The organism is Streptomyces yaizuensis (genome assembly GCF_034961445.1).
GTDB lineage: Bacteria > Actinomycetota > Actinomycetes > Streptomycetales > Streptomycetaceae > Streptomyces > Streptomyces yaizuensis.
This window is the reverse complement of record NZ_BSBI01000006.1, coordinates 222,995-242,764: the sequence shown is the minus strand read 5'-3', so window position 1 is coordinate 242,764 and position 19,770 is coordinate 222,995. Positions and strand designations below refer to the sequence as shown.

The 19,770-nt window shown below is 72.9% G+C and carries 18 protein-coding genes; 8 read left to right on the top strand and 10 right to left on the bottom strand.

Features of this window, described 5'->3' with window-relative positions:
* Positions 1 to 15 precede the first annotated feature (15 nt).
* Positions 16 to 666, bottom strand: a complete 651-nt coding sequence (locus SYYSPA8_RS16840) for an SRPBCC family protein (protein WP_323448003.1) — start codon at positions 664 to 666, stop codon at positions 16 to 18.
* Positions 667 to 973: 307 nt separating this feature from the next.
* Here SYYSPA8_RS16840 and SYYSPA8_RS16835 point away from each other — a divergent pair, with 307 nt between their 5' ends.
* On the top strand, positions 974 to 1,678 hold the full coding sequence (locus SYYSPA8_RS16835) for a 4'-phosphopantetheinyl transferase family protein (RefSeq protein ID WP_323448002.1): 705 nt from the start codon (positions 974 to 976) through the stop codon (positions 1,676 to 1,678).
* Positions 1,679 to 1,774: 96 nt separating this feature from the next.
* Positions 1,775 to 2,068 (top strand): DUF6191 domain-containing protein, encoded by a 294-nt coding sequence (locus SYYSPA8_RS16830; protein WP_323448001.1) that lies wholly within the window; start codon positions 1,775 to 1,777, stop codon positions 2,066 to 2,068.
* A gap of 52 nt (positions 2,069 to 2,120) precedes the next feature.
* On the opposite strand, the gene SYYSPA8_RS16825 is transcribed toward SYYSPA8_RS16830, so the two are convergent.
* Positions 2,121 to 3,059 carry a class I SAM-dependent methyltransferase gene (locus SYYSPA8_RS16825; RefSeq protein ID WP_323448000.1) on the bottom strand — a complete coding sequence of 313 codons (939 nt, stop codon included), beginning with the start codon at positions 3,057 to 3,059 and terminating at the stop codon, positions 2,121 to 2,123.
* Between the two features lie 70 nt (positions 3,060 to 3,129).
* On the opposite strand from SYYSPA8_RS16825, the gene SYYSPA8_RS16820 reads away from it, so the two are divergent.
* Positions 3,130 to 4,956 carry a S9 family peptidase gene (locus SYYSPA8_RS16820; RefSeq protein ID WP_323447999.1) on the top strand — a complete coding sequence of 609 codons (1,827 nt, stop codon included), beginning with the start codon at positions 3,130 to 3,132 and terminating at the stop codon, positions 4,954 to 4,956.
* Between the two features lie 229 nt (positions 4,957 to 5,185).
* Positions 5,186 to 5,944 carry an SURF1 family protein gene (locus tag SYYSPA8_RS16815; protein WP_323447998.1) on the top strand — a complete coding sequence of 253 codons (759 nt, stop codon included), beginning with the start codon at positions 5,186 to 5,188 and terminating at the stop codon, positions 5,942 to 5,944.
* Between the two features lie 354 nt (positions 5,945 to 6,298).
* Here SYYSPA8_RS16815 and SYYSPA8_RS16810 read toward each other — a convergent pair whose 3' ends face one another.
* The 7 genes from SYYSPA8_RS16810 to SYYSPA8_RS16780 form a co-directional block, all read right to left on the bottom strand.
* The gene (locus SYYSPA8_RS16810) at positions 6,299 to 7,339 is read right to left on the bottom strand and encodes a hypothetical protein (RefSeq protein WP_323447997.1); all 1,041 of its coding nucleotides are present in this window, start codon (positions 7,337 to 7,339) and stop codon (positions 6,299 to 6,301) included.
* A gap of 485 nt (positions 7,340 to 7,824) precedes the next feature.
* Positions 7,825 to 8,565, bottom strand: coding sequence for a SigE family RNA polymerase sigma factor (locus SYYSPA8_RS16805; protein ID WP_323447996.1), 741 nt, complete (start codon positions 8,563 to 8,565; stop codon positions 7,825 to 7,827).
* Positions 8,566 to 8,908: 343 nt separating this feature from the next.
* Positions 8,909 to 9,967 (bottom strand): aspartate-semialdehyde dehydrogenase, encoded by a 1,059-nt coding sequence (locus tag SYYSPA8_RS16800; RefSeq protein WP_323447995.1) that lies wholly within the window; start codon positions 9,965 to 9,967, stop codon positions 8,909 to 8,911.
* On the bottom strand, positions 9,964 to 11,235 hold the full coding sequence (locus SYYSPA8_RS16795; protein ID WP_323447994.1) for an aspartate kinase: 1,272 nt from the start codon (positions 11,233 to 11,235) through the stop codon (positions 9,964 to 9,966). The genes SYYSPA8_RS16800 and SYYSPA8_RS16795 overlap by 4 nt, the downstream gene beginning before the upstream one ends.
* Positions 11,236 to 11,606: 371 nt before the next feature.
* The gene (locus tag SYYSPA8_RS16790; protein WP_323447993.1) at positions 11,607 to 12,260 is read right to left on the bottom strand and encodes a DUF5063 domain-containing protein; all 654 of its coding nucleotides are present in this window, start codon (positions 12,258 to 12,260) and stop codon (positions 11,607 to 11,609) included.
* Positions 12,253 to 12,852: a recombination mediator RecR gene (gene recR, locus SYYSPA8_RS16785; RefSeq protein ID WP_323447992.1), complete on the bottom strand. Its 600-nt coding sequence runs from the start codon at positions 12,850 to 12,852 to the stop codon at positions 12,253 to 12,255. Before recR ends, SYYSPA8_RS16790 begins: the two co-directional genes overlap by 8 nt.
* A gap of 81 nt (positions 12,853 to 12,933) precedes the next feature.
* Positions 12,934 to 13,269 carry a YbaB/EbfC family nucleoid-associated protein gene (locus SYYSPA8_RS16780; RefSeq protein ID WP_323448151.1) on the bottom strand — a complete coding sequence of 112 codons (336 nt, stop codon included), beginning with the start codon at positions 13,267 to 13,269 and terminating at the stop codon, positions 12,934 to 12,936.
* Between the two features lie 353 nt (positions 13,270 to 13,622).
* Here SYYSPA8_RS16780 and SYYSPA8_RS16775 point away from each other — a divergent pair, with 353 nt between their 5' ends.
* The gene (locus SYYSPA8_RS16775; protein WP_323447991.1) at positions 13,623 to 14,432 is read left to right on the top strand and encodes an SLATT domain-containing protein; all 810 of its coding nucleotides are present in this window, start codon (positions 13,623 to 13,625) and stop codon (positions 14,430 to 14,432) included.
* A 112-nt stretch (positions 14,433 to 14,544) separates the two neighbouring features.
* Here SYYSPA8_RS16775 and SYYSPA8_RS16770 read toward each other — a convergent pair whose 3' ends face one another.
* Positions 14,545 to 15,375 (bottom strand): serine/threonine-protein kinase, encoded by an 831-nt coding sequence (locus tag SYYSPA8_RS16770; RefSeq protein WP_323447990.1) that lies wholly within the window; start codon positions 15,373 to 15,375, stop codon positions 14,545 to 14,547.
* 152 nt (positions 15,376 to 15,527) lie between these two features.
* Between SYYSPA8_RS16770 and SYYSPA8_RS16765 the strand changes: the two genes are divergently transcribed.
* From SYYSPA8_RS16765 to SYYSPA8_RS16755, 3 genes are all read left to right on the top strand, one after another.
* Positions 15,528 to 16,811, top strand: coding sequence for an adenylosuccinate synthase (locus SYYSPA8_RS16765; protein WP_323447989.1), 1,284 nt, complete (start codon positions 15,528 to 15,530; stop codon positions 16,809 to 16,811).
* A gap of 370 nt (positions 16,812 to 17,181) precedes the next feature.
* Positions 17,182 to 17,739, top strand: coding sequence for an RICIN domain-containing protein (locus SYYSPA8_RS16760; protein WP_323447988.1), 558 nt, complete (start codon positions 17,182 to 17,184; stop codon positions 17,737 to 17,739).
* Positions 17,740 to 18,300: 561 nt separating this feature from the next.
* Positions 18,301 to 19,752: a DUF11 domain-containing protein gene (locus SYYSPA8_RS16755; RefSeq protein WP_323447987.1), complete on the top strand. Its 1,452-nt coding sequence runs from the start codon at positions 18,301 to 18,303 to the stop codon at positions 19,750 to 19,752.
* The last annotated feature ends 18 nt before the right edge of the window (positions 19,753 to 19,770 follow it).

Sequence of the window (19,770 nt, the reverse complement as noted above, 5' to 3'; positions counted from 1 at the left end):
GTACTCCCGGGCCCGTCAGCCGGCGTCGGTGTCGGCCGCGGGCGGGGGGATGTAGAAGGCGATGGTGCCGCGGACCGCTTCGGCGACCGCCTCGGGGGAGGCTCCGGAGGCGCGGTGGGCCTCGCCCCACGCCTCGCTGCTGCGGGTCATGAAGACACGCGCCTCGTCGGTCGCCTGCCAGGCCGTGGGGTCGGCGATCTCGCCGCCCAGCAGATGCAGCCCGAGGCCGAGGAGGGTGAGGTCCCAGCCGACGCCGACGGCGCCGGGTCCGAAGCCCTTCCACATCTCGACCGGTACGACGGCGACGTGCTCCAGTCGCAGGGCGGTGCCCCCATTGCCCGCGGGGGTGAGCCGCAGCTCGACCTCGCTGAATCCGGGGTTCTCGCCGAAGAGCCAGCTCACCCGGAGGAGCCGGGGCGGCTCGCAGCGCAGGATCCGGCCACCCGCGTTGCCCTCCAGGCGGTAGTGGCCGCCGGGCCGGAGGTCTCCGCTGACCGGCAGGAACCAGCGGCCGATCCGTGCGGGGTCCGTGCAGGCGGCCCAGACGTCGGCGGGGTGGGCGTCGTAGGCGCGGTGCAGCAGGACCACCCTGGCCTCGTCGCCCTCCACCGAACGGGTGGCCACCTCCCGGTGGATGTCGTTGACCTGGTCGGCGATCTCGCTCATTCCGGTCTCCCTGGCTTGGCTGGTTTCCCTGGTCTCCGTGGCCCTGTCCCCGGCGTTCCGCCGCCCCTTTGGGGTCCCCCTGTGCCGGATCCGCCCGGCGGCGCACCGGCACCCGGGGCGCCGGACACGCACGCCTTCCCCACTATCCGCCGGGTGCCGGTGCGGGGCCACACGTCACGACGGTTCCGGGGCGGTCGGGAACCGGGGTGGCAGGCGGGGCGTTGGATGCCACAGAGCACCACCCGGGAGGACGCGGGGGACAGCGGCGACGGCCGCCGGGCCCGCGGCGGTGAGGAGAGGGCAGAGCATGGCGACCGAGTCCCCGTCAGACGTCCGGCGCACAGCGCAGCCCGTGCCGCCGCCCGGAGTGGAGCGCGTCTGGTTCGGGCGGGTGACGGAGCTGGCGGCCGACGCCCTCGCCCACCGGCAGGTGCTGGACGCGGGCGAGCGGGCGCGGCTGGACGGCTTTCTGCGGCCGGTCGACCGGGACGCCTACGCGGTGGGGCATGTGGCGCTGCGGCGGCTGCTGGGGGCCCGGCTCGGGGTGGAGCCCGCGGAGGTCGTGATGGAGCGGCGGCCGTGCGCCCACTGCGACAAGCCGCACGGCCGGCCGGTGGTCCCCGGCGATCCGGTGCACTTCTCGCTGTCGCACACCGCCGGCGGGGTGCTGATCGCGCTGGCGGCCACGGCGGTCGGGGTGGACATCGAGGGCCGGCCGTCCGCGTCGGCGGTGGACGACATCGCGGGGCAGCTGCACCCCCGGGAGCGGGCGGAGCTGGCAGGGTTCGCCAGCGAGGAGCGGCAGTGGGCGTTCGCCCGCTGCTGGACCCGTAAGGAGGCGTATCTCAAGGCCACCGGCGCGGGGCTGACCGAGGATCTGTCCCTGACCCATGTGGGCGCCGGGCCCGTACCGGCCGGGGTGCCGGGGTGGTCGATCACGGATGTGCGCACCGACCCCGGTTACGCGGCGGCGGTGGCGGTGGCGGTGGGGGAGCCGGCCGCGGCTTCCTGAGGCTTTCCGGGACACCCCGGGGCCTCCGGGGCGTCCCGCGGTTCCGGGGCTCCCGGCCTGTGGGGTTCCGGATGTCCAGAGAAGGAGAGCACCACCATGGAGTTCGTGGTCTTCATGACCCTCCCCGGTCTGGTGATCGTGCTGTTGCTGATCGCCTTCGCCGACCAGATCCTGCGGGCGACGGGCCTGGGCAGACGGCGGGGGCAGGTGTCCGCCACCGGCTTCGAGCAGTTGCACGCCAGCTTCTCGCCCGGCAAGCAGAACGAGCTGAAGGAGCGGCAGAGCGCGCTGCTGCTGCGGGACGACGAGGAGGACGGGGCGCCGCCGCACCGCTCCTCCGTCGATCTGGAGGGCGGCACGGCGGTGGTACGGCTGCCGAAGTCCCCGTAGGCCGTCCCGTCTCCCGGGCTGCGTCTCCGGGCTGCGCGGGCGACGGCCCCGGTCAGCGCGGGCGGCTCGCCTTCAGGGAGTACATCAGCGGGATGCGGGGCCGGCCCTCCGGGAAGCGGTAGCGCTGTTCCCCGGTCTGTACGAGGTCGTCGAAGCGGGCGAAGACCGAGGTGTCGTGCTCGTGCAGAAACTCCAGCCGCAGCCCGGCGGCGCAGAGCGCGGAGACCACGTCGCCGATCGGGTGCTGCCACTCGACGGTGCGGCTGCTGGTGATCGCGGTGCCGGGCCCGGCGTCGGTGTACGTGAGGGGCTCGTCGTCGATCCAGGGGTCGCGGGAGAAGTAGTCGTGCACGACCCGTGAGCCGGTCTCGTCGTCGAGGGCGTCGGTCAGCGGGTGGAACTCGGCGAGATAGAGGAATCCGCCCGGCGCGACCAGGGACGCGGCGGTCCGGGCCCAGCGGTCGACGTCCGGGAGCCAGTTCAGCGCGCCGGTGCCGGTGTAGACGATGTCGTAGGACGGCTCGGGGACGGCGGCCGGGGCGTCGTACACGTCGGCGGCGACGAACGCGGCCCGGTCGGGGCCGAGGCCGACGTCCGCGGCCAGTGCGCGGGCGGCGGCCACGGCCGGGGCGGAGAAGTCGAGCCCGACGACGCGGGCGGCACCGCGCCGGGCCCAGCTGAGGGTGTCCTGGCCGAAGTGGCACTGGAGGTGGAGCAGGGTCCGGCCGGTGACATCGCCGACCTCGGCGACCTCGAAGTCGCGCAGGAAGTCGCGGCCCTCGCGGAAGGCCTTGACGTCGTAGAAGTCGCTGGCCACATGGATCGGGACGCGCTCGTCCCAGTTGGAGCGGTTGGCCTCGCGCCAGTCGGCGGGCACCTGCCGGTGACCCCTCCGGTCGGACCCGGCGCACCCGTCAGCCGGGGCGCTCTGATTTGTCATACCGGCAGGGAGGGGCTGTCCGGGCAGGTCGGAGGGGGTGTGCTCGTCCATGGCGCCGACGTTATCCACAGGCTGGGCGGGACGCGAACGGTTTGTCGGGGCCGGGCGCAGAATGGGGGACATGACTGAGACCAGCGACTCGATGCCCGCCTGGGAGCGGCGTTTCCGCGCCCCGCGCGTCTCCCTGCCCGACTGGGCGGTCGACGCGCCCGACCGCTCCCTGTTCGTCTCCAATGCCACGGGCACCTACGAGCTGTACGCCTGGGACCGGGCGAGCGGGGAGCAGCGGCAGGCCACCGACCGTCCGAGCGGGACGACGGACGGGGTGCTGTCCCCGGACGGCCGGTGGATCTGGTGGTTCAGCGACTCCGACGGCGACGAGTTCGGCATATGGATGCGCCAGCCCTTCGGCGGCGGGGAGGACGTGCCCGCCGTTCCCGGTCTCGCCGCGTCGTACGGGGCGGGGCTGGCGCTCGGCCGGCACGGGGTCTCGGTGGTCGGGCGCTCCACCGACGAGGAGGGCAGCACGATCCATGTGGTCCGCGAGGGGTCCGGGCCGGTGGAGATCTACCGGCACCGGGAGTCCGCCGGGGTCGGCGACCTGTCCCACGACGGCACCCTGATCGCCGTCGAGCACACCGAGCACGGGGACGCCATGCACTCCGCGCTGCGGGTGGTGCGGCCGGACGGCTCCACGGTGGCCGAATTGGACGACACCCGGGGAGGGGCCGAGGAGCTGGGCCTCGAAGTGCTCGGCTTCGCCCCGGTCGACGGGGACACCCGGCTGCTCGTGGGCCATCAGCGGCGCGGCCGCTGGGAGCCGATGATCTGGGATGTGGCCACGGGCTCCGAGACCGATCTCGCGCTGGGGCTGGCCGGGGACGTGTCGGCGGAGTGGTATCCGGACGGGTCCGGCCTGCTGGTCATCCATGGCTACGAGGCCCGGGGCGAGCTGTTCCGCTACGACCTGGCGAGCGGGGAGCTGACCCGGATCGACACCCCGGCGGGCACGGTCTCGGGTGCCACGGCCCGGCCGGACGGGGCGGTCGAGTATCTGTGGTCGTCGGCGGCGCTGCCGCCGAGGGTCCGTTCGACGGCCGGCGGGGTGGTGCTCGACCCGCCGGGCCTGCGGGCCCCGGAGTCGGTACCGGTCGAGGACGTCTGGGTGGAGGGCCCCGGAGGCCGGATCCACGCGCTGGTGCAGCGCCCGGCGGGGGCCACCGGCCCGCTGCCCACCGTCTTCGACATCCACGGCGGCCCGACCTGGCACGACAGCGACTCCTTCGCCGCGGGCCCGGCGGCCTGGGTCGACCACGGCTATGCGGTCGTCCGGGTGAACTACCGGGGTTCGACGGGATACGGCAGACAGTGGACCGACGCCCTGAAGCACCGGGTGGGGCTGATCGAGCTGGAGGACATCTCGGCCGTCCGCGAGTGGGCGGTGGCCTCGGGTCTCGCCGACCCGGAGCGGCTGGTTCTGGCGGGAGGCTCCTGGGGCGGCTATCTGACCCTGCTGGGGCTGGGCACCCAGCCCGGCTCGTGGGCGCTGGGGCTGGCGGCGGTGCCGGTCGCCGATTACGTCACGGCGTACCACGACGAGATGGAGGCCCTGAAGGCGATGGACCGCACGCTGCTGGGCGGCACCCCGGAGGAGGTGCCCGAGCGGTTCGCGGCCTCGTCGCCGCTGACCTATGTGGACGAGGTGCGGGCCCCGGTCTACATCTCCGCCGGGCTCAACGACCCGCGCTGTCCGATCCGCCAGGTGGAGAACTACGTCGACCGGCTGGCGGCCCGGGGCGCGGTCCACGAGGTGTACCGCTATGACGCGGGCCATGGGTCGCTGGTGGTCGAGGAGCGGATCAAGCAGGTGGCGCAGGAGATCGCCTTCGCCTCCGCGCATCTGGGCACCGGCGGATCCGGAGCGGGTGGGGAGGCTGCCGGGGCCTGAGCCGAGGCAGGGCCGGCCGCTCCCGGGCGGCGGCCGGGCCGGGGGCGGGGACGGGACGGGGCCGGCCGCTCCCCGCCGCCCCCGGCCGGGCCGGGGGCGGGGGCGGGGACGGGCGGGGACGAGACGGGGCGGGGCGGGGCGGGGGCGGGCGGGGGCGGGGAACGGAGAAGAGAGGTCGGAGAGGGGGGTGGGCCGCCGGGTCACCGGGGGCGTTCCGTACCGTGGAGGGGTGTACCGGTTCCTGCTGACTCCCCGGTGGTGGGGCATCAATGCCTTCGTCGCCCTGGCGATCCCGTTCTGCATCTTCATGGGGACCTGGCAGCTCGACAGGTTCGAGGACCGTGTCGACTCCCACCAGGAGGCCAAGAAGGCCCCCGCCCCCAGTGAGCGGGCGGCGGTGCCGCTGACGGAGCTGCTGCCCGTCGACAAGCGGACCGCCGGGCGGCCGGCGACCGCGTCGGGGGTGTACGGGAAGCAGTTCCGGGTGCCGGACCGGCAGGTGGACGGTGAGCGGGGGGACTATGTCCTGACGCTGCTGAAGACCGACGGCGGTCCCGTGCTCCCCGTGGTCCGGGGCTGGGTCCCGAAGGACGATCCGCTCCCGGCCGCGCCCTCCGGCGAGGTCACCGTGACGGGTGTGCTCCAGCCGTCCGAGCACATGGGCACGGACGGGGTGCATTCGACCGGCGGGCTGCCGGCCGGCCAGCTGGGGATGATCAGCGCGGCGTCCCTGGTGAACCTGGTGCCGGACGAGGTCCACAACGCCTGGATCACTCTGATGAAGGCGGACGCGGACATGGTGGCGGTGCCGCCGGTCATGGTCGAGGGCAGCGGGCTGGATCTGAAGGCGTTCCAGAACCTCGGCTACACCGGGGAGTGGTTCGTCTTCGCGGCCTTCATGCTCTTCATGTGGTTCCGGCTGGTCCGCCGTGAGGCGGAGGAGTTCCGCGACCGCGAGCTGGGTCTGACGCCCGACCCGGCGGCCTGATCCGGCCGGGGGCTTCACCGCCGGACGGCCAGGACCCCACCGCCGGACCGACCCCGGAGGCCCCGGCCCCTCACCCCGGCCCCGGGCTCCGACCACGCACTCCGGCCCCGCACTTCGACCAGGGACTCCGGCGCGGGATCCGGCCCTGGCAGCACGGCCTGAGACGGGGCCGGAGGTGACGGGGCCGGGAGCTGGGCCCGGCGCCGGATTCCCTGTGACCTGAACCGGGCCCCACGGCCTCATGGCCCGGCCCGTGCCAGGCCTGGGACCCGGTGGGTGGTCCGGCGGGCCGCCGGCCCGGCGACGCCCGTGGAGGGTCGTCAGGCCGGGGCCGGGGACATTGTGGCGTCGCGGCTATGCGGAGGTGGCCAGCAGGCCCGTCTGGTAGACCGTGCCCGCGCAGGCGTTGGGGATGCTGGTCTCGGCGGTCGGGGCGGAGTCGGCCACGAGGGAGACGGTGACGGAGCCGTCCGCCGTGCCGCCGCTCTCCGTGATCAGTTGTGGGGCCATGCCGTCGGCCGAGGTCTCCGCGCCACCGCCGCCACCGGCCTCGCCCGGTACGGGCGGCTCGGACGGCGTCGGGGAGGGGGACTCCCCCGTCGTCGGGCAGGACTCGCTCGGCATCCAGGCGAATCGCACCTCGTAGGAGGTCTGCGGCGCCAGCAGCAGCGCGGGGGCCTCCTGCGAGGGGTCGGGCAGACCGGCCGCCGGGCCGCCCGGGGTGTGCCGGAGCACGGTGAGCTTGGCGGGGTCCGCCGCGCCCGAGTTCTGGAGGGAGATCGTGCCCGGGTCCTCGACGGTGCAGGTGTCGCCGGAGGCGTTGACGATCCGGAAGGTGCCGTAGACCGAGCCGTCGGCGCCCGGGGCGCCCGACTCGGCGAGGGCGACCGTGAGCTGGGAGGCGTCGCAGCGGGTCTGCAAGGGCTCGGCATTGCCGCGCGGGGGCACCGGGACCGAGCCCGTGCCGCCTCCGGCGCCGGAGCCGGTGCCGGGTGTCGTGCCGTCCGGCCGCTGCGGGGTCCGGCTCTCCTTCTTCGGCCGGTCCGGCGGGGTCGTGGGGCCGTCGCTCCGTTCGGCGAGGCTCTTCTCGGCCGTGCCGCCCTTGGTGGGGATCTGGCCGGTGCCGCCATGGGCGTCCTGGACCCTGCCCAGGTTGACCCGGGCGTCCTTGTCGCTGGTGCCCGTGCCCGCGACATGGACGAAGGCGGGGATCGCCGTGCCCAGCAGCAGCGCGGCCGCTGCCACGCCGACGAGGGCCTGCCGCTTGCGGGCCCGGCGCGCGGGCACCGCCCGGCGCAGGTGGTCGAGAGCCCCGTCGGTGGGGGCGAGGCCGCCCACCGTGTCCTGGAAGAGCCGGCGCAGCCCGTCCTCGTCCATGCCGGAGGAGGAGGTCATGCCGGGGGAGACGGCGCCGCCCGTTCCGGCCAGGGAGAAGACCGGGGTGGTGGGACGGTCCGGACCGCTGCCGGACTCAGCAGGCTCACCGGACCCGCCAGACTCACCGGACTCAGCAGGCCCGCCGGACTCAGCAGACCGACCAGGCCTGCCGGACCCGCCGGACTCAGCAGACCGACCAGGCCTGCCGGACCCACCGGACCCACCGGACCCATCAGGCCCGCCGGACTCAGCAGGCTCGTCGGAGGAGGCCTCGGCCTCCGCCTCGGCTTCGGTCCGGGCCCGGGACTCGGCGGAGGCGGGTTCGCCGGAGGGGGCGCCGCCGCCCGGCTCCGTGGGCGTGCCGCCCTCGGTGCCGCCGTGCTCCTGGTCCTTGCCCACAGTCCCGTTCCCGGTCCGGTCGTCCATCGGCCCGTCCGCGCGGCCCGTCCTGCCTGTGCTGCCCGTACCCGGTTCGTGCCGGTCGAACCTCTTGTCCTCGCCGCTCACGCCGTGGCCTCCATGGCGACGCGAAGCGCCGCGATGCCCCGGGACCCGTACGCCTTCACCGATCCCAGGGATATGCCCAGTGTCTCAGCGACTTGAGCTTCCGTCATATCCGCGAAGTATCGCAGCACCAGGACCTCGCGCTGGCGGCGCTGGAGACCGCGCATCGCCTTGATGAGGGCGTCGCGCTCCAGCTGGTCGTAGGCGCCCTCCTCGGCGCTCGCCATGTCCGGCATCGGCTTGGAGAGCAGCTTCAGCCCGAGGATGCGGCGGCGCAGCGCGGACCGGGAGAGGTTGACGACGGTCTGCCGCAGATAGGCGAGGGTCTTCTCGGGGTCGCGGACGCGCTTGCGCGCGGAGTGCACACGGATGAACGCCTCCTGCACGACGTCCTCGCAGGAGGCGGTGTCGTCCAGGAGCAGCGCGGCGAGACCCAGCAGCGACCGGTAGTGGGCGCGGTAGGTCTCGGTGAGGTGGTCGACGGTGGTGCCCGCGGTCATGGCCTGATCAGCGCCTTCACGCTGACCCGGCAGGGGCGAGGCGTGCGGGGTGGGCATCGGGGCGATCACCGGCATGCCGCCGGTGGAACGGCGCCGCCGCGTGGGGCGCGCGGGCGTGCCGAAGTCCGGCCGCACCGGCTCCCCGCGTACGGGTGCGGGCGCGACCGCGCCACCCCCGAGCAGGCGCATCGGCGCTCTGCGGACCGGGACCACCGTTGCGAAGTCGAGTACGTCTGCCACGCCTGTTGGACACGCATCCCCCCGTCAGGGTTGTACGCGTACGCCATCGCGTTCAGCGATGTTTGGTTTGCTGTCATGCGTACCCGCTCTTCCCCAATGCCCCATTTGCCTGCGGCGACATGCAGAAGTGCACGCCAAGACGCCTCCCGCCCGGCCGCCGGTTGCAGAGCGGGGGAGAAGAATTTTCAGCCATCCGCCCACCCGGGGCCACATGTTTTCGACCATGGTCCTGAACACAGCTCAACCACAGGTTGTTCACAGATCCTACAAACCTGTGCCACACCGTTCCAGATCAGTTCGACTTTTGATCATCAAACGATGTGATCAAGGGTTTAAGCAACCATCACCGAGGGAATTCCGCAGCGACAATCTCGGCAATACGGACGGAATTCAGTGCCGTTCCCTGCCGGAGGTTGTCGGCGCAGAGAAACAGCTCCAGTGCGCGGGGGTCGTCCGGGGCCCGGCGGACCCGCCCGGCCCAGGTGGGATCGGTGCCGACGACATCGACGGGGGTGGGGAAGCCGCCCAGCGCCGGTTCGTCGTAGAGCACCACGCCCGGCGAGGTGGCCAGGATCTCGTGCGCCCGCGCGACGGTGACCTCGTCCTCGAAGCGGGCGTGCACGGTGAGGGAGTGCCCGGTGAGGACCGGCACCCGGACACAGGTGGCCGCCACTTTCAGGCCGGGCAGCCCGAGGACCTTGCGGGTCTCGTCGCGCAGCCCCACCTCGTCGGACGACCAGCCGTCCGGGCGGACCTCGCCCGCCCAGGGCACCACGTTGAGCGCGAGCGGCGCGGGCAGCGGGCCGAGGCCGCCGTCGCCCACGGCCCGGCGGATGTCACCGGTGGCGGTGCCCAGCTCCATGCCGGAGACGAGGGCCAGTTGCCGCCGCAGCGCGGCGGAGGCGTCCCGTCCGGCGCCGCTGGCCGCCTGGTAGGAGGAGACCACCAGCTCCCGCAGGCCGAAGGCGGCGTGCAGCGCGCCCACCGCCGGGAGCAGCGTGAGGGAGGTGTCGCGGGGGCTCGCGACGATGCCGCGCGGCCGGATGCGCAGCGCGTGCGGGTTCAGCTCGGGGACGACGAGCGGCACCTCCGGGTCGAGCCGGAAGGCGGCGGAGGTGTCCACGACCACCGCGCCCCGGGCGACGGCGACCGGCGCCCAGCGCGCGGAGATGTCGTCGGGTGTCAGGAAGAGCACGACGTCGCAGCCGGCGAGGGCGTCCTCGTCCAGCGCCCTCACGACGCACTCCTCCCCGCGCACGGCCAGCGTCCGGCCGGCCGAGCGCGGGGAGGCGATCAGTCGTATCCCGCCCCAGACGTCCTCGTGCTGGGAGAGGATCTGGAGCAGTGCCCCGCCGGCGGCTCCGGTCGCGCCGACGACCGCGAGGGCGGGGCGGTGGGTCATCGCCCGGTGCCGCCGTAGACGACCGCCTCGTCGGAGTCGCTGTCGAGCCCGAAGGCGGTGTGCACGGCGCGCACGGCCTCGTTCACGTCGTCGGCGCGGGTCACGACCGAGATGCGGATCTCGGAGGTCGAGATCAGCTCGATGTTGACGCCCGCGTCCGACAGCGCCTCGAAGAAGGAGGCGGTGACCCCGGGATTGGTCTTCATTCCGGCGCCGACCAGCGAGATCTTGCCGATCTGGTCGTCGTAGCGGAGCGATTCGAAGCCGATCTGCCCCTTCGCCTTCTCCAGGGCGTCGATGGCGCGGGCGCCATCGGTCTTGGGCAGGGTGAAGGAGATGTCGGTGAGCGCCGTGGTGGCGGCCGAGACGTTCTGCACCACCATGTCGATGTTGATCTCGGCGTCGGCGATGGTCCGGAAGATGGCCGCGGCCTCGCCCGGCTTGTCCGGCACCCCGACGACCGTGACCTTCGCCTCGGAGACGTCGTGGGCGACTCCGGAGATGATGGCGTGCTCCACCTGCTGGTCTCCCTGCGGCTCGTTGCTGACCCAGGTGCCGCGCAGGCCGGAGAACGACGAGCGGACGTGGATCGGAATGTTGTATCGGCGGGCGTACTCGACGCAGCGGTGGAGCAGCACCTTGGAACCGGACGAGGCCAGCTCCAGCATGTCCTCGAAGGAGATCCAGTCGATCTTCCGGGCCTTGGGCACCACCCGGGGGTCGGCGGTGAAGACACCGTCGACGTCCGTGTAGATCTCGCAGACCTCGGCGTCCAGCGCGGCCGCGAGGGCGACCGCGGTGGTGTCGGAACCGCCCCGGCCCAGCGTGGTGATGTCCTTCTTGTCCTGGGAGACGCCCTGGAACCCGGCGACGATGGCGATGTTGCCCTCGTCCAGCGCGGTACGGATCCGGCCCGGCGTCACATCGATGATGCGCGCCCGGTTGTGGACCGAGTCGGTGATGACGCCCGCCTGGCTGCCCGTGAAGGACTGGGCCTCGTGACCCAGGTTTTTGATCGCCATGGCCAGCAGCGCCATGGAGATGCGCTCCCCCGCGGTCAGCAGCATGTCGAATTCCCGCCCGGCAGGGATGGGTGACACCTGCTCCGCGAGATCGATCAGCTCGTCCGTCGTGTCGCCCATCGCGGACACCACGACCACCACCTGGTGGCCGTTCTTCTTGGCATCGACGATCCGCTTGGCGACGCGCTTGATGCCCTCGGCATCGGCAACGGAGGAGCCTCCGTACTTCTGCACGACAAGGCCCACGTGCGCTCCTCGCTCGGTTCTCCACCACAGCTTCGTACTGTGGTCGGCTCAGTCTAACGAGCGGCCGGAACCGATCCCTCGGCATTCACATCGTGAGATGTTCCGCTCAGGGAGTGATCACGGCCGCGCTCGGACTCATGCCCCCGGAACGGCGGTGTACGCGGGGTGTGCGGCGGCTCACATCGGGAGAGGGGCCGCCGTTGGCTGAAAAGGTACGCTCCGCCGGGCCGCGCGATCGACCCGTACGGATCAGGCCACACGGATCAGGCGGTGCCGGATCAGGCGGACGGTGCCGGATCAGACCGTGCCGGATCGGACGGTGCCGAATCAGGCGGCGCCGGATCGGACGGTGCCGGATCGGACAGTACGGATCAGACGGTACGGATCCCCAGCGGGGCCGCGATCTCCTCGGCCATGACCTGGCCGGCCTCCTCCGCCAGCGCCTCGTCGGCCAGCTCGTCCGTGTCCAGCCCGTCCAGCTCCTGGAGCGGCTGGTCCAGCCGGACATGCGAGACGAGCGACTGGAGCGCGCGCAGCGTCGCGGACGCCGTCGGACCCCAGTTGGAGAAGTACGAGAACTGCCACCACCACAGCGCCTCGGAGACCCGGCCCGCCCGGTAGTGCGCGAGCCCGTGCCGCAGATCGGTGACGATGTCGGCGAGGTTGTCGGAGATCCGGCAGGCCACCGGGGCCTTGCGCGGCTCGTACGGGTCGAAGACCTCGGAGAACACGTCCACCGGGTCGAGCAGGACGGCGAAGCGTTCCCTCAGGTCGTCCACGTCGGGCTCCGGGCCGGTGTCCGGCTCGTACCGCTCGTCCGGGACGATGTCCTCGTGCGCGCCCAGCCGGCCGCCGGTCAGCAGCAGCTGGGAGACTTCGAGCAGCAGGAAGGGCACGGCGCTGTCGGGCTCGTCACCCTTCGCCACCTCGGTGGTCGCGACGATGAAGGACTCGATCGAGTCCGCGATCTGGACCGCGAAGTCGCCCGGATCCTGGTGCGTCGCGTGCAGCATGACGTCAGACATCGAGAAGTCGTCTCCCCTCGAAGGCACGCCCGAGCGTGACCTCGTCGGCGTATTCCAAGTCTCCCCCCACGGGCAGACCGCTGGCCAGCCGGGTGACGCGCAGACCCATCGGTTTGATCATGCGGGCCAGATAGGTGGCGGTCGCCTCGCCCTCCAGATTGGGGTCGGTGGCGAGGATCAGCTCGGTGACCGTGCCGTCCGCCAACCGCGTGAGCAGCTCACGGATCCGCAGGTCGTCGGGGCCGACGCCCTCGATCGGGCTGATCGCCCCGCCCAGGACGTGGTACCGGCCCCGGAATTCGCGGGTCCGCTCGATCGCCACCACGTCCTTGGACTCCTCCACCACACAGATGACGGCGAGGTCCCGGCGCGGGTCGCGGCAGATGCCGCACTGCTCCTCCTGCGCGACATTGCCGCAGACGGCACAGAACCGGACCTTGTCCTTCACCTCCAGCAGGGCGTGCGCGAGCCGGCGGACGTCGGTCGGCTCGGACTGGAGGATGTGGAAGGCGATCCGCTGCGCGCTCTTGGGACCGACGCCGGGCAGCCTGCCCAACTCGTCGATGAGGTCCTGGACCACGCCTTCGTACAACGGACTGCCTCTCCTCGGCTCGTACGGCTCCGTGACCCGTACGGTAGTTGTTCCTGCCGCGCCTTAGAAGCCTCGGCAGCCTCAGAAGGGCAGACCCGGCATGCCCCCGAGGCCCTGCGCGAGCGGGCCCAGCTTGCTCTGCTGGAGCTGCTGCGCGTTCTCGTTGGCGGCCTGGACGGCGGCGACGACCAGATCGGCCAGCGTCTCGGTGTCCTCCGGGTCGACGGCCTTCGGGTCGATCACCAGCGCCCGCAGCTCGCCGGAGCCGGTCACGGTCGCGGTCACCAGACCACCGCCCGACTGGCCCTCGACCTCGGTCCGCGCCAGCTCCTCCTGGGCCCGCGCGAGATCCTGCTGCATCTTCTGGGCCTGCTGGAGAAGCTGCTGCATATTGGGCTGGCCACCACCGGGGATCACGGTCACTCCAGGCACGTCGTCGACGGATGTTTCGGTCACCCGAGCCTACGTGGTCGTCGCGAGGTGCGCCGAACCCCGCGACGGCACCTCTTTCGAGTGAGTATCCTGCGGAGCCCCCGGCTGATCACGGCCCGGCCAGAGGCAGAGAGCGGGCGTTCTCCGCCACGGGGGCCGCCATTCGGCGGTAGGAAGGGCATACGCGTCCGCGCGCACGCCACGGACATATGCGCGGAAGGCGACGGAACGCGACGGGGGCGGCCGAGAGCAGCGCCGTACCGCCGCGCCGTGCGCACCGTACCCGTCACACCACGCAGCAGCACCGTACCCGTCACACCATGCAGAGGAGTGCCCCGGTGAGCCAGCCGGAGATGCAGCCCGGGGGGCCGGCCCGGGAGGAGCGCGGCGACCCGCAGCGCGGGGAACAGCAACGCGCGGAGCGGCAGCGCGGGGAACAGCAACGCGGGGAGCCGCAGCGCGGGGATCTGACCGGCAGGCCCTTCCCCCTCGGCGACTGGGGCCGGCCCGCCGAGCGCCTGGACGAGCTGTACCGCTGGGTCGAGACGGGCGCGCTGCGCACCGCCGAGTGGTATCTGACCGACCGGGTCTGGAAGCGCCGCACGGGACGGGCGCTCCGGCTGGCCGCCGCGCTCGGTTTCGTCGCGGGTGCCGCCCTGCCCCTCGCCGATCTCACCGGGGTCCTGCCGTCGGCGGCGGGCTGGGGCTACCTGGCGCTCCTCCTCGGGGCGGCGGCGCTCGCCTGCGACCGCTACTTCGGGATCACCTCCGGGTGGATGCGGAGCGTGGCCACGGCGCAGGCGGTGCAGCGACGGCTCCAGAAGCTCCAGTTCGACTGGGCGTCGGAGAGCGTCCGGGAGATCCTGGGCCCCGCCGACGGCACGGCGGCGGAGGCCGCCGAACGGTGTCTCGGGGTGCTGCGGCGGTTCTCCGACGACGTGACGGAGCTGGTACGGGCGGAGACCGCCGACTGGATGCGCGAGTTCGCCGGACCGCCGGCGCCGCTGGCCCTCCAGCCCGCGCCCCTGCCCCCGGCCCCGTTCCGCGCGACGCCCCCGGACCCGCTCACCGCGGCCCGCTCCTCCTCGATCCCGCCGGGCGCCCGCCCGAACATGCCCCGCCAGCGCCCGCCGGAGTCCCCCCGCTGACCCCCGCTGACCCCTGCTGGCTCCCGCTGACCACCGCTGACCTCGGGAGTCCCCCGGGGTCCTCCGGGGTCCCCCGCCGACCCACCCGCCCCCGTACCGCTGGACAGCCCGGTTACGCGCCCGCCCCCGCCGCCGACAGGTCCGCCTCCGGCTCGCGGCCCGGGGGCAGCGTCAGGCCCCAGGCCCCCGCCCGGACCGTCCAGGTCCGGGTCCGTACCGGCCCGGTGATCGTCGTGTCGGCCCGGTAGCGGAAGTCCGGCCCCGAGACCGTCACCGTCAGCGCCTTCGCGGTCAGCGGCTCCCCCGCCCCGCCCGGCTGGACCACCACCTCCGCCCGGCCGTCCACCGCGCGCACCGTGACCGCCGCCACCTCGCGGTCCCGGTCGGACAGGACCACCCCGTCCGCCTCGATCCGCAGCCGGTGCCCGCCGGCGCCGACCGCCGGAACCGAGCGGACCAGCGAACGGGCGAGCAGCCGCAGGACGGCCCGGACCGGGCGCGCGCCCCCGGGCGACGGTCCCGCCGGGATCGCCAGATCCCCCACCACCACCCCGTCGCTCTCGTCGACCAGCAGGTCCAGCCGCCGGACCGCCCCGTCGAGGACCGCGCGCGCCGCCGCGACCGCGCCCCGGGGCACCCCCAGCGAGTGCGCCAGCTCCACCGCGGGACCCACCGGCACCAGCGCCAGCGCCCCGTCCCCGAGCCAGCGGTCCCGGTGCAGCAGGGCCACCGCCCGCAGCAGCGCCCGGTCGTCCCCGACCACCACGGGCCGCCGCGACCCCCTGCGGGCGAGCGCTCTGGCGAATTCCTCGGGACCCTCCGGAAGGCAGATCTTCACCGATGATCCACCGCACAGCACATCCTTCGCGATCCGAACGGACTCGCCGTCGCTTCGGCGGGCGACCGGGTCGATGACCACCAGCAGCTGGTCGTGAGCCGACACCTCGGTCCTTCCTCGGGTAGCATCTTTGTGCAAGAGCCCCTTGCGCTATTGCGCCAGGGGCTTCGTCTATTCCGGGGCAACCGGTCCGCGGACTCAGGCACGGCTCACGCCCCTGACCTTGGACATGCCCCGCCCGGAAGGGGTGTACGCCTGTGCCCGCACTTGTGCTGCTCGGTGCTCAGTGGGGTGACGAGGGCAAGGGAAAGGCCACCGACCTGCTCGGTGGATCGGTCGATTATGTGGTGCGTTACCAGGGCGGCAACAACGCCGGCCACACGGTCGTCGTCGGCGACCAGAAGTACGCGCTGCACCTCCTCCCTTCCGGAATCCTCTCGCCGGGGTGCACGCCGGTCATCGGCAACGGTGTCGTCGTCGACCCGGCCGTGCTGCTCTCCGAGCTGAGCGGGCTCAATGACCGCGGCGTGGACACCTCCAAGCTGCTGATCAGCGGAAACGCCCATCTGATCACTCCGTACAACGTCACGCTCGACAAGGTGACGGAACGGTTCCTCGGAAAGCGGAAGATCGGCACCACCGGTCGGGGCATCGGCCCGACCTACGCCGACAAGATCAACCGCGTCGGTATCCGGGTCCAGGACCTGTACGACGAGTCGATCCTGCTCCAGAAGGTCGAGGCGGCGCTGGAGTCCAAGAACCAGCTGCTCGCCAAGGTCTTCAACCGGCGCGCGATCGAGTCGGAGCAGATCGTCGAGGAGCTGCTGGCCTACGCGGACCAGCTGCGCCCCTTCGTCGCGGACACCACGCTGATCCTGAACAACGCCATCGACGACGGCAAGGTCGTGCTCTTCGAGGGCGGCCAGGGCACCCTGCTCGACGTCGACCACGGCACGTACCCGTTCGTCACCTCCTCGAACCCGACGGCCGGCGGCGCCTGCACCGGCGCCGGTGTGGGCCCGACGAAGATCAGCCGGGTCATCGGCATCCTCAAGGCGTACACCACCCGCGTCGGCGCCGGTCCGTTCCCGACCGAGCTGTTCGACGAGGACGGCGAGGCGCTGCGCAGGATCGGCGGAGAGCGTGGCGTCACCACGGGCCGGGACCGCCGCTGCGGCTGGTTCGACGCCCCGATCGCCCGGTACGCGACCCGGGTGAACGGCCTCACCGACTTCTTCCTCACCAAGCTGGACGTGCTGACCGGCTGGGAGGAGATCCCGGTGTGCGTCGCGTACGAGATCGACGGCAAGCGGGTCGAGGAGCTGCCCTACTCGCAGACCGACTTCCACCACGCGAAGCCGATCTACGAGCGGCTGCCGGGCTGGTCCGAGGACATCACCAAGGCGAAGACCTTCTCCGACCTGCCGAAGAACGCGCAGGCGTATGTGAAGGCGCTGGAGGAGATGTCGGGAGCGCCGATCTCCGCGATCGGTGTCGGCCCCGGCCGTACCGAGACGATCGAGATCAACTCCTTCATCTGAGCCACCCCGGGGCCGTCCCCGGGCCGCCCCCGGTGGCAGAGGTCCGGTGCCCGGACGGGGTCTTCCCGTCCGGGCACCGGCGTTTTCCCGCCCGGTACCCGCGTTTTCCGGCCGGTGATCAGCTCCGGACGGGACCGCCGTGACCTGCGGGGGCTTCCGGCCACGGACGGGTCGGGCGACCGGGCCGCGGAGCGCCCTGGGAGCGTAGGGACCAGAGAAACGGTTCCCCCCACTATTCCCTGACATCGACCGATTCTGGTTACGGGATTCACGACTACCCTCCGCCCCATTGGCTACGTATAGCGCCAGAAGTCGCACGGAGAGTCGCCGCCGGTCCCCCGCCGGCGGGGCTCCGCACAAGGGAGGGCGCATGATCAGGATTTCCCGGTGGACGGCGGGCGCGACGGCCGCGGCCCTGGCGGGCACGGCACTGCTACTGGGCGGGCCGGCCCCGGCCTCGGCGAACCCCGGCCAGGCGGAGGCAGGGGACCGCTCCATCCCGGTCCGCCAGGTCTCGCTGCGGCTGGCGGTACAGGCGGACCAGGCCGCCACCGTGTCGGACGCCTCCCAGAACAACGACGCGCAGGTGATCCAGGGGGCTTTCACGCGCGCCACGAACCAGATCTGGGAGCCGGACGACATGGGCGGCGGCTACATCCGCTTCAAGGCCGTGCACAGCGGCAAGTGCCTCAATGTGAAGGGCAGCAACAGCGAGGACCTCGCCGAGATCGTCCAGTGGCCGTGCGGCACCGATCACAACGAGCAGTGGAAGCTCGTGCCGAAGGGCGTCGGTCACCAGCTGGTGGCCCGGCACAGCGGCAAGTGTCTCAATGTGAAGGACTGGGTCGGCGAGGGGAACCAGCTGATCCAGTACACCTGCTCCGAGGACATCGCGACGAACAACATCTGGCTGGTCGTCACCGAGTGAGACCGTCCCGGCGGTGACGCCGGGAGCGCACGGGTTACGGGGCGGGCGTCCGGCGATGGTCCGGGCGCCCGCCTCCGGCGTGCGCGGGCCGTGCACGGGCCGCGCACGGGCCGACAGGCACCGACAAGCACCGACAAGCACCGACGACGGCGTCGTCGGGACACGCCGGGGCGACTGCCTCTCCGGGTGCTTCTGTTAGTGCATTACGAGTAATAACTACCGATTATCAGATAAATCAGCCGATGGAGGGGAGGGTTGGTGCCTGTGGATCACCGTTGATGAACAGCGCGGAGGGCATCCCGTATGAGAACCATCCACGGACGGCCCGGGAGGGCCGTCCGCCGTGCCGGTGGCACGCTCGCCGTCTGCTGTGCGCTGGCGGCGGGGGTCCCGGGCCTGGCCCCGGCCGGAGCCGCATACGCGGAGGCACCCGTTCCGGTGATGGTGACGGAGATGGGGACGAGGGCGGGGACGGGTACCGGGACGGGGGCGGGGAACCCGGTTCCCGGCGGCGCGGAGAGCCCCGCCGTGTCCCCGGTCCCGAGCCGCCCCGCGGCACCCGTGTCCCCTCTCGCGGACCCCCTCCCGCCGGCCGGGGCCGCCGGACCCGTCGGGATCGGCGACCCTCTCGGTGCGGTACGGGACCGGACCCGGGAGTACGCGGCCGGCCGGGCCGATCTCGCCGTCCGCGCCGAAGCGGGGCAGCCCACCGCCCCCGCCGGCCCCGTGAAGACCACCGACACCACCGGCGGAGTCCGGGGCCCCGCGCTCCGTGACACCCCTGCCCGTGCCACCGCCGACGCGCCCGAAGGCGCCGCACCGGCCGCCGGCCTGGGCAAGCGGCTGGCGGAGGGCGAGGACATCTTCGAGTACCGCGTGACGGTCACCAACCACGGCCCCTCCCAGGCGGTGAACGTCGTGATCACCGACGAGCTGCCCGAGGCCCTGGTCTTTGAATCCTCCCCCGACGGCTGTAGGGCGTCGGGGCAGCGGATCACCTGCGGCCCCCTGGCGCGGCTCGCCGTCAACTCGTCCCACTCCTGGCGGCTCATCGTCCGGCTGGCCGACGGCTACAACGGCGACGGCACCGACATCACCAACGTGGTCGCCGTCTCCTCCCAGACCGCCGACCCCGACCCGGCCAACAACACCGCGTCGACCACCGGGCTCCCGGTGCCCCCCGGCTCCGGCAGAGCGGATCTGGCGCTCACCATGACCGCCGTGCTCGCCTCCGGCCGCCGCTGGGTCACCCCCGGCGAGAGCTACGCGTACCGCATCACCGTGCACAACAACGGCCCGGCCACCGCCCGCCAGGTGAAGGTCACCGACCCGCTCCCGGCCGTGGTGCGCTTCGTCTCGTCCCCGGACGGCTGTACGGCGTCGGGGCAGACGGTGACCTGCCCGGTCCTGGACCGGCTGGCGGCGGGCGCCTCGGTCACGTACACCTTCACCGTCCGGGTACGGAACGACGCACGGTCCGCGGCCGGCGTCACGGACAGCGTCACGGACAGCACCACCACCGACGCCACCACCGACGAACTTCTCCTCGGCCCCGAAGACGACACCGAAGACGACACCGAAGGCGGTGGCGGCGGTGGCGGCGGCGGGGACGGCGGCCGCGGCAGGTTCGTGGAGATCGACAACATCGCGACCGTCACCTCCGTCACGCGGGACCCGGTCCTGAGCAACAACAGCAACCGGGCCGGCACCACCGGCCCCGGCGGCGGCCCGCTCCTGCTCAAGCTCCCGTCGGCACCGCACCCGCATCCGCACCCGTCCCCCACCGGACCCGGCCGGCCCGGTGAGCCGGGCGGCCCCGGCGGACCCGGGGAACCGCACCCCGGTGAGCCCGGCGGACCCGGGGAACCGGGCGGCCCCCAGGGCCCGCCCCCGCAGCTGCCCCACACCGGCGGCGACCTCCCCGCCTGGCTGCCCTGGTCCGCCGGGCTCGCGCTCGCCTCCGGCTCCGCCCTGCTGCTCCTGGCCAACCGGGCCCGGCGCACCCCCCGCTGAACCGGCCGGGCCGGCTTG

Coding starts and splice junctions, on each gene's coding strand:
- SYYSPA8_RS16840 (WP_323448003.1), bottom strand. CDS start 666: ATGAGCGAGATCGCCGACCAGGTCAACGACATCCACCGGGAGGTGGCC.
- SYYSPA8_RS16835 (WP_323448002.1), top strand. CDS start 974: ATGGCGACCGAGTCCCCGTCAGACGTCCGGCGCACAGCGCAGCCCGTG.
- SYYSPA8_RS16830 (WP_323448001.1), top strand. CDS start 1,775: ATGGAGTTCGTGGTCTTCATGACCCTCCCCGGTCTGGTGATCGTGCTG.
- SYYSPA8_RS16825 (WP_323448000.1), bottom strand. CDS start 3,059: ATGGACGAGCACACCCCCTCCGACCTGCCCGGACAGCCCCTCCCTGCC.
- SYYSPA8_RS16820 (WP_323447999.1), top strand. CDS start 3,130: ATGACTGAGACCAGCGACTCGATGCCCGCCTGGGAGCGGCGTTTCCGC.
- SYYSPA8_RS16810 (WP_323447997.1), bottom strand. CDS start 7,339: ATGACCTCCTCCTCCGGCATGGACGAGGACGGGCTGCGCCGGCTCTTC.
- SYYSPA8_RS16800 (WP_323447995.1), bottom strand. CDS start 9,967: ATGACCCACCGCCCCGCCCTCGCGGTCGTCGGCGCGACCGGAGCCGCC.
- SYYSPA8_RS16790 (WP_323447993.1), bottom strand. CDS start 12,260: ATGTCTGACGTCATGCTGCACGCGACGCACCAGGATCCGGGCGACTTC.
- SYYSPA8_RS16760 (WP_323447988.1), top strand. CDS start 17,182: ATGATCAGGATTTCCCGGTGGACGGCGGGCGCGACGGCCGCGGCCCTG.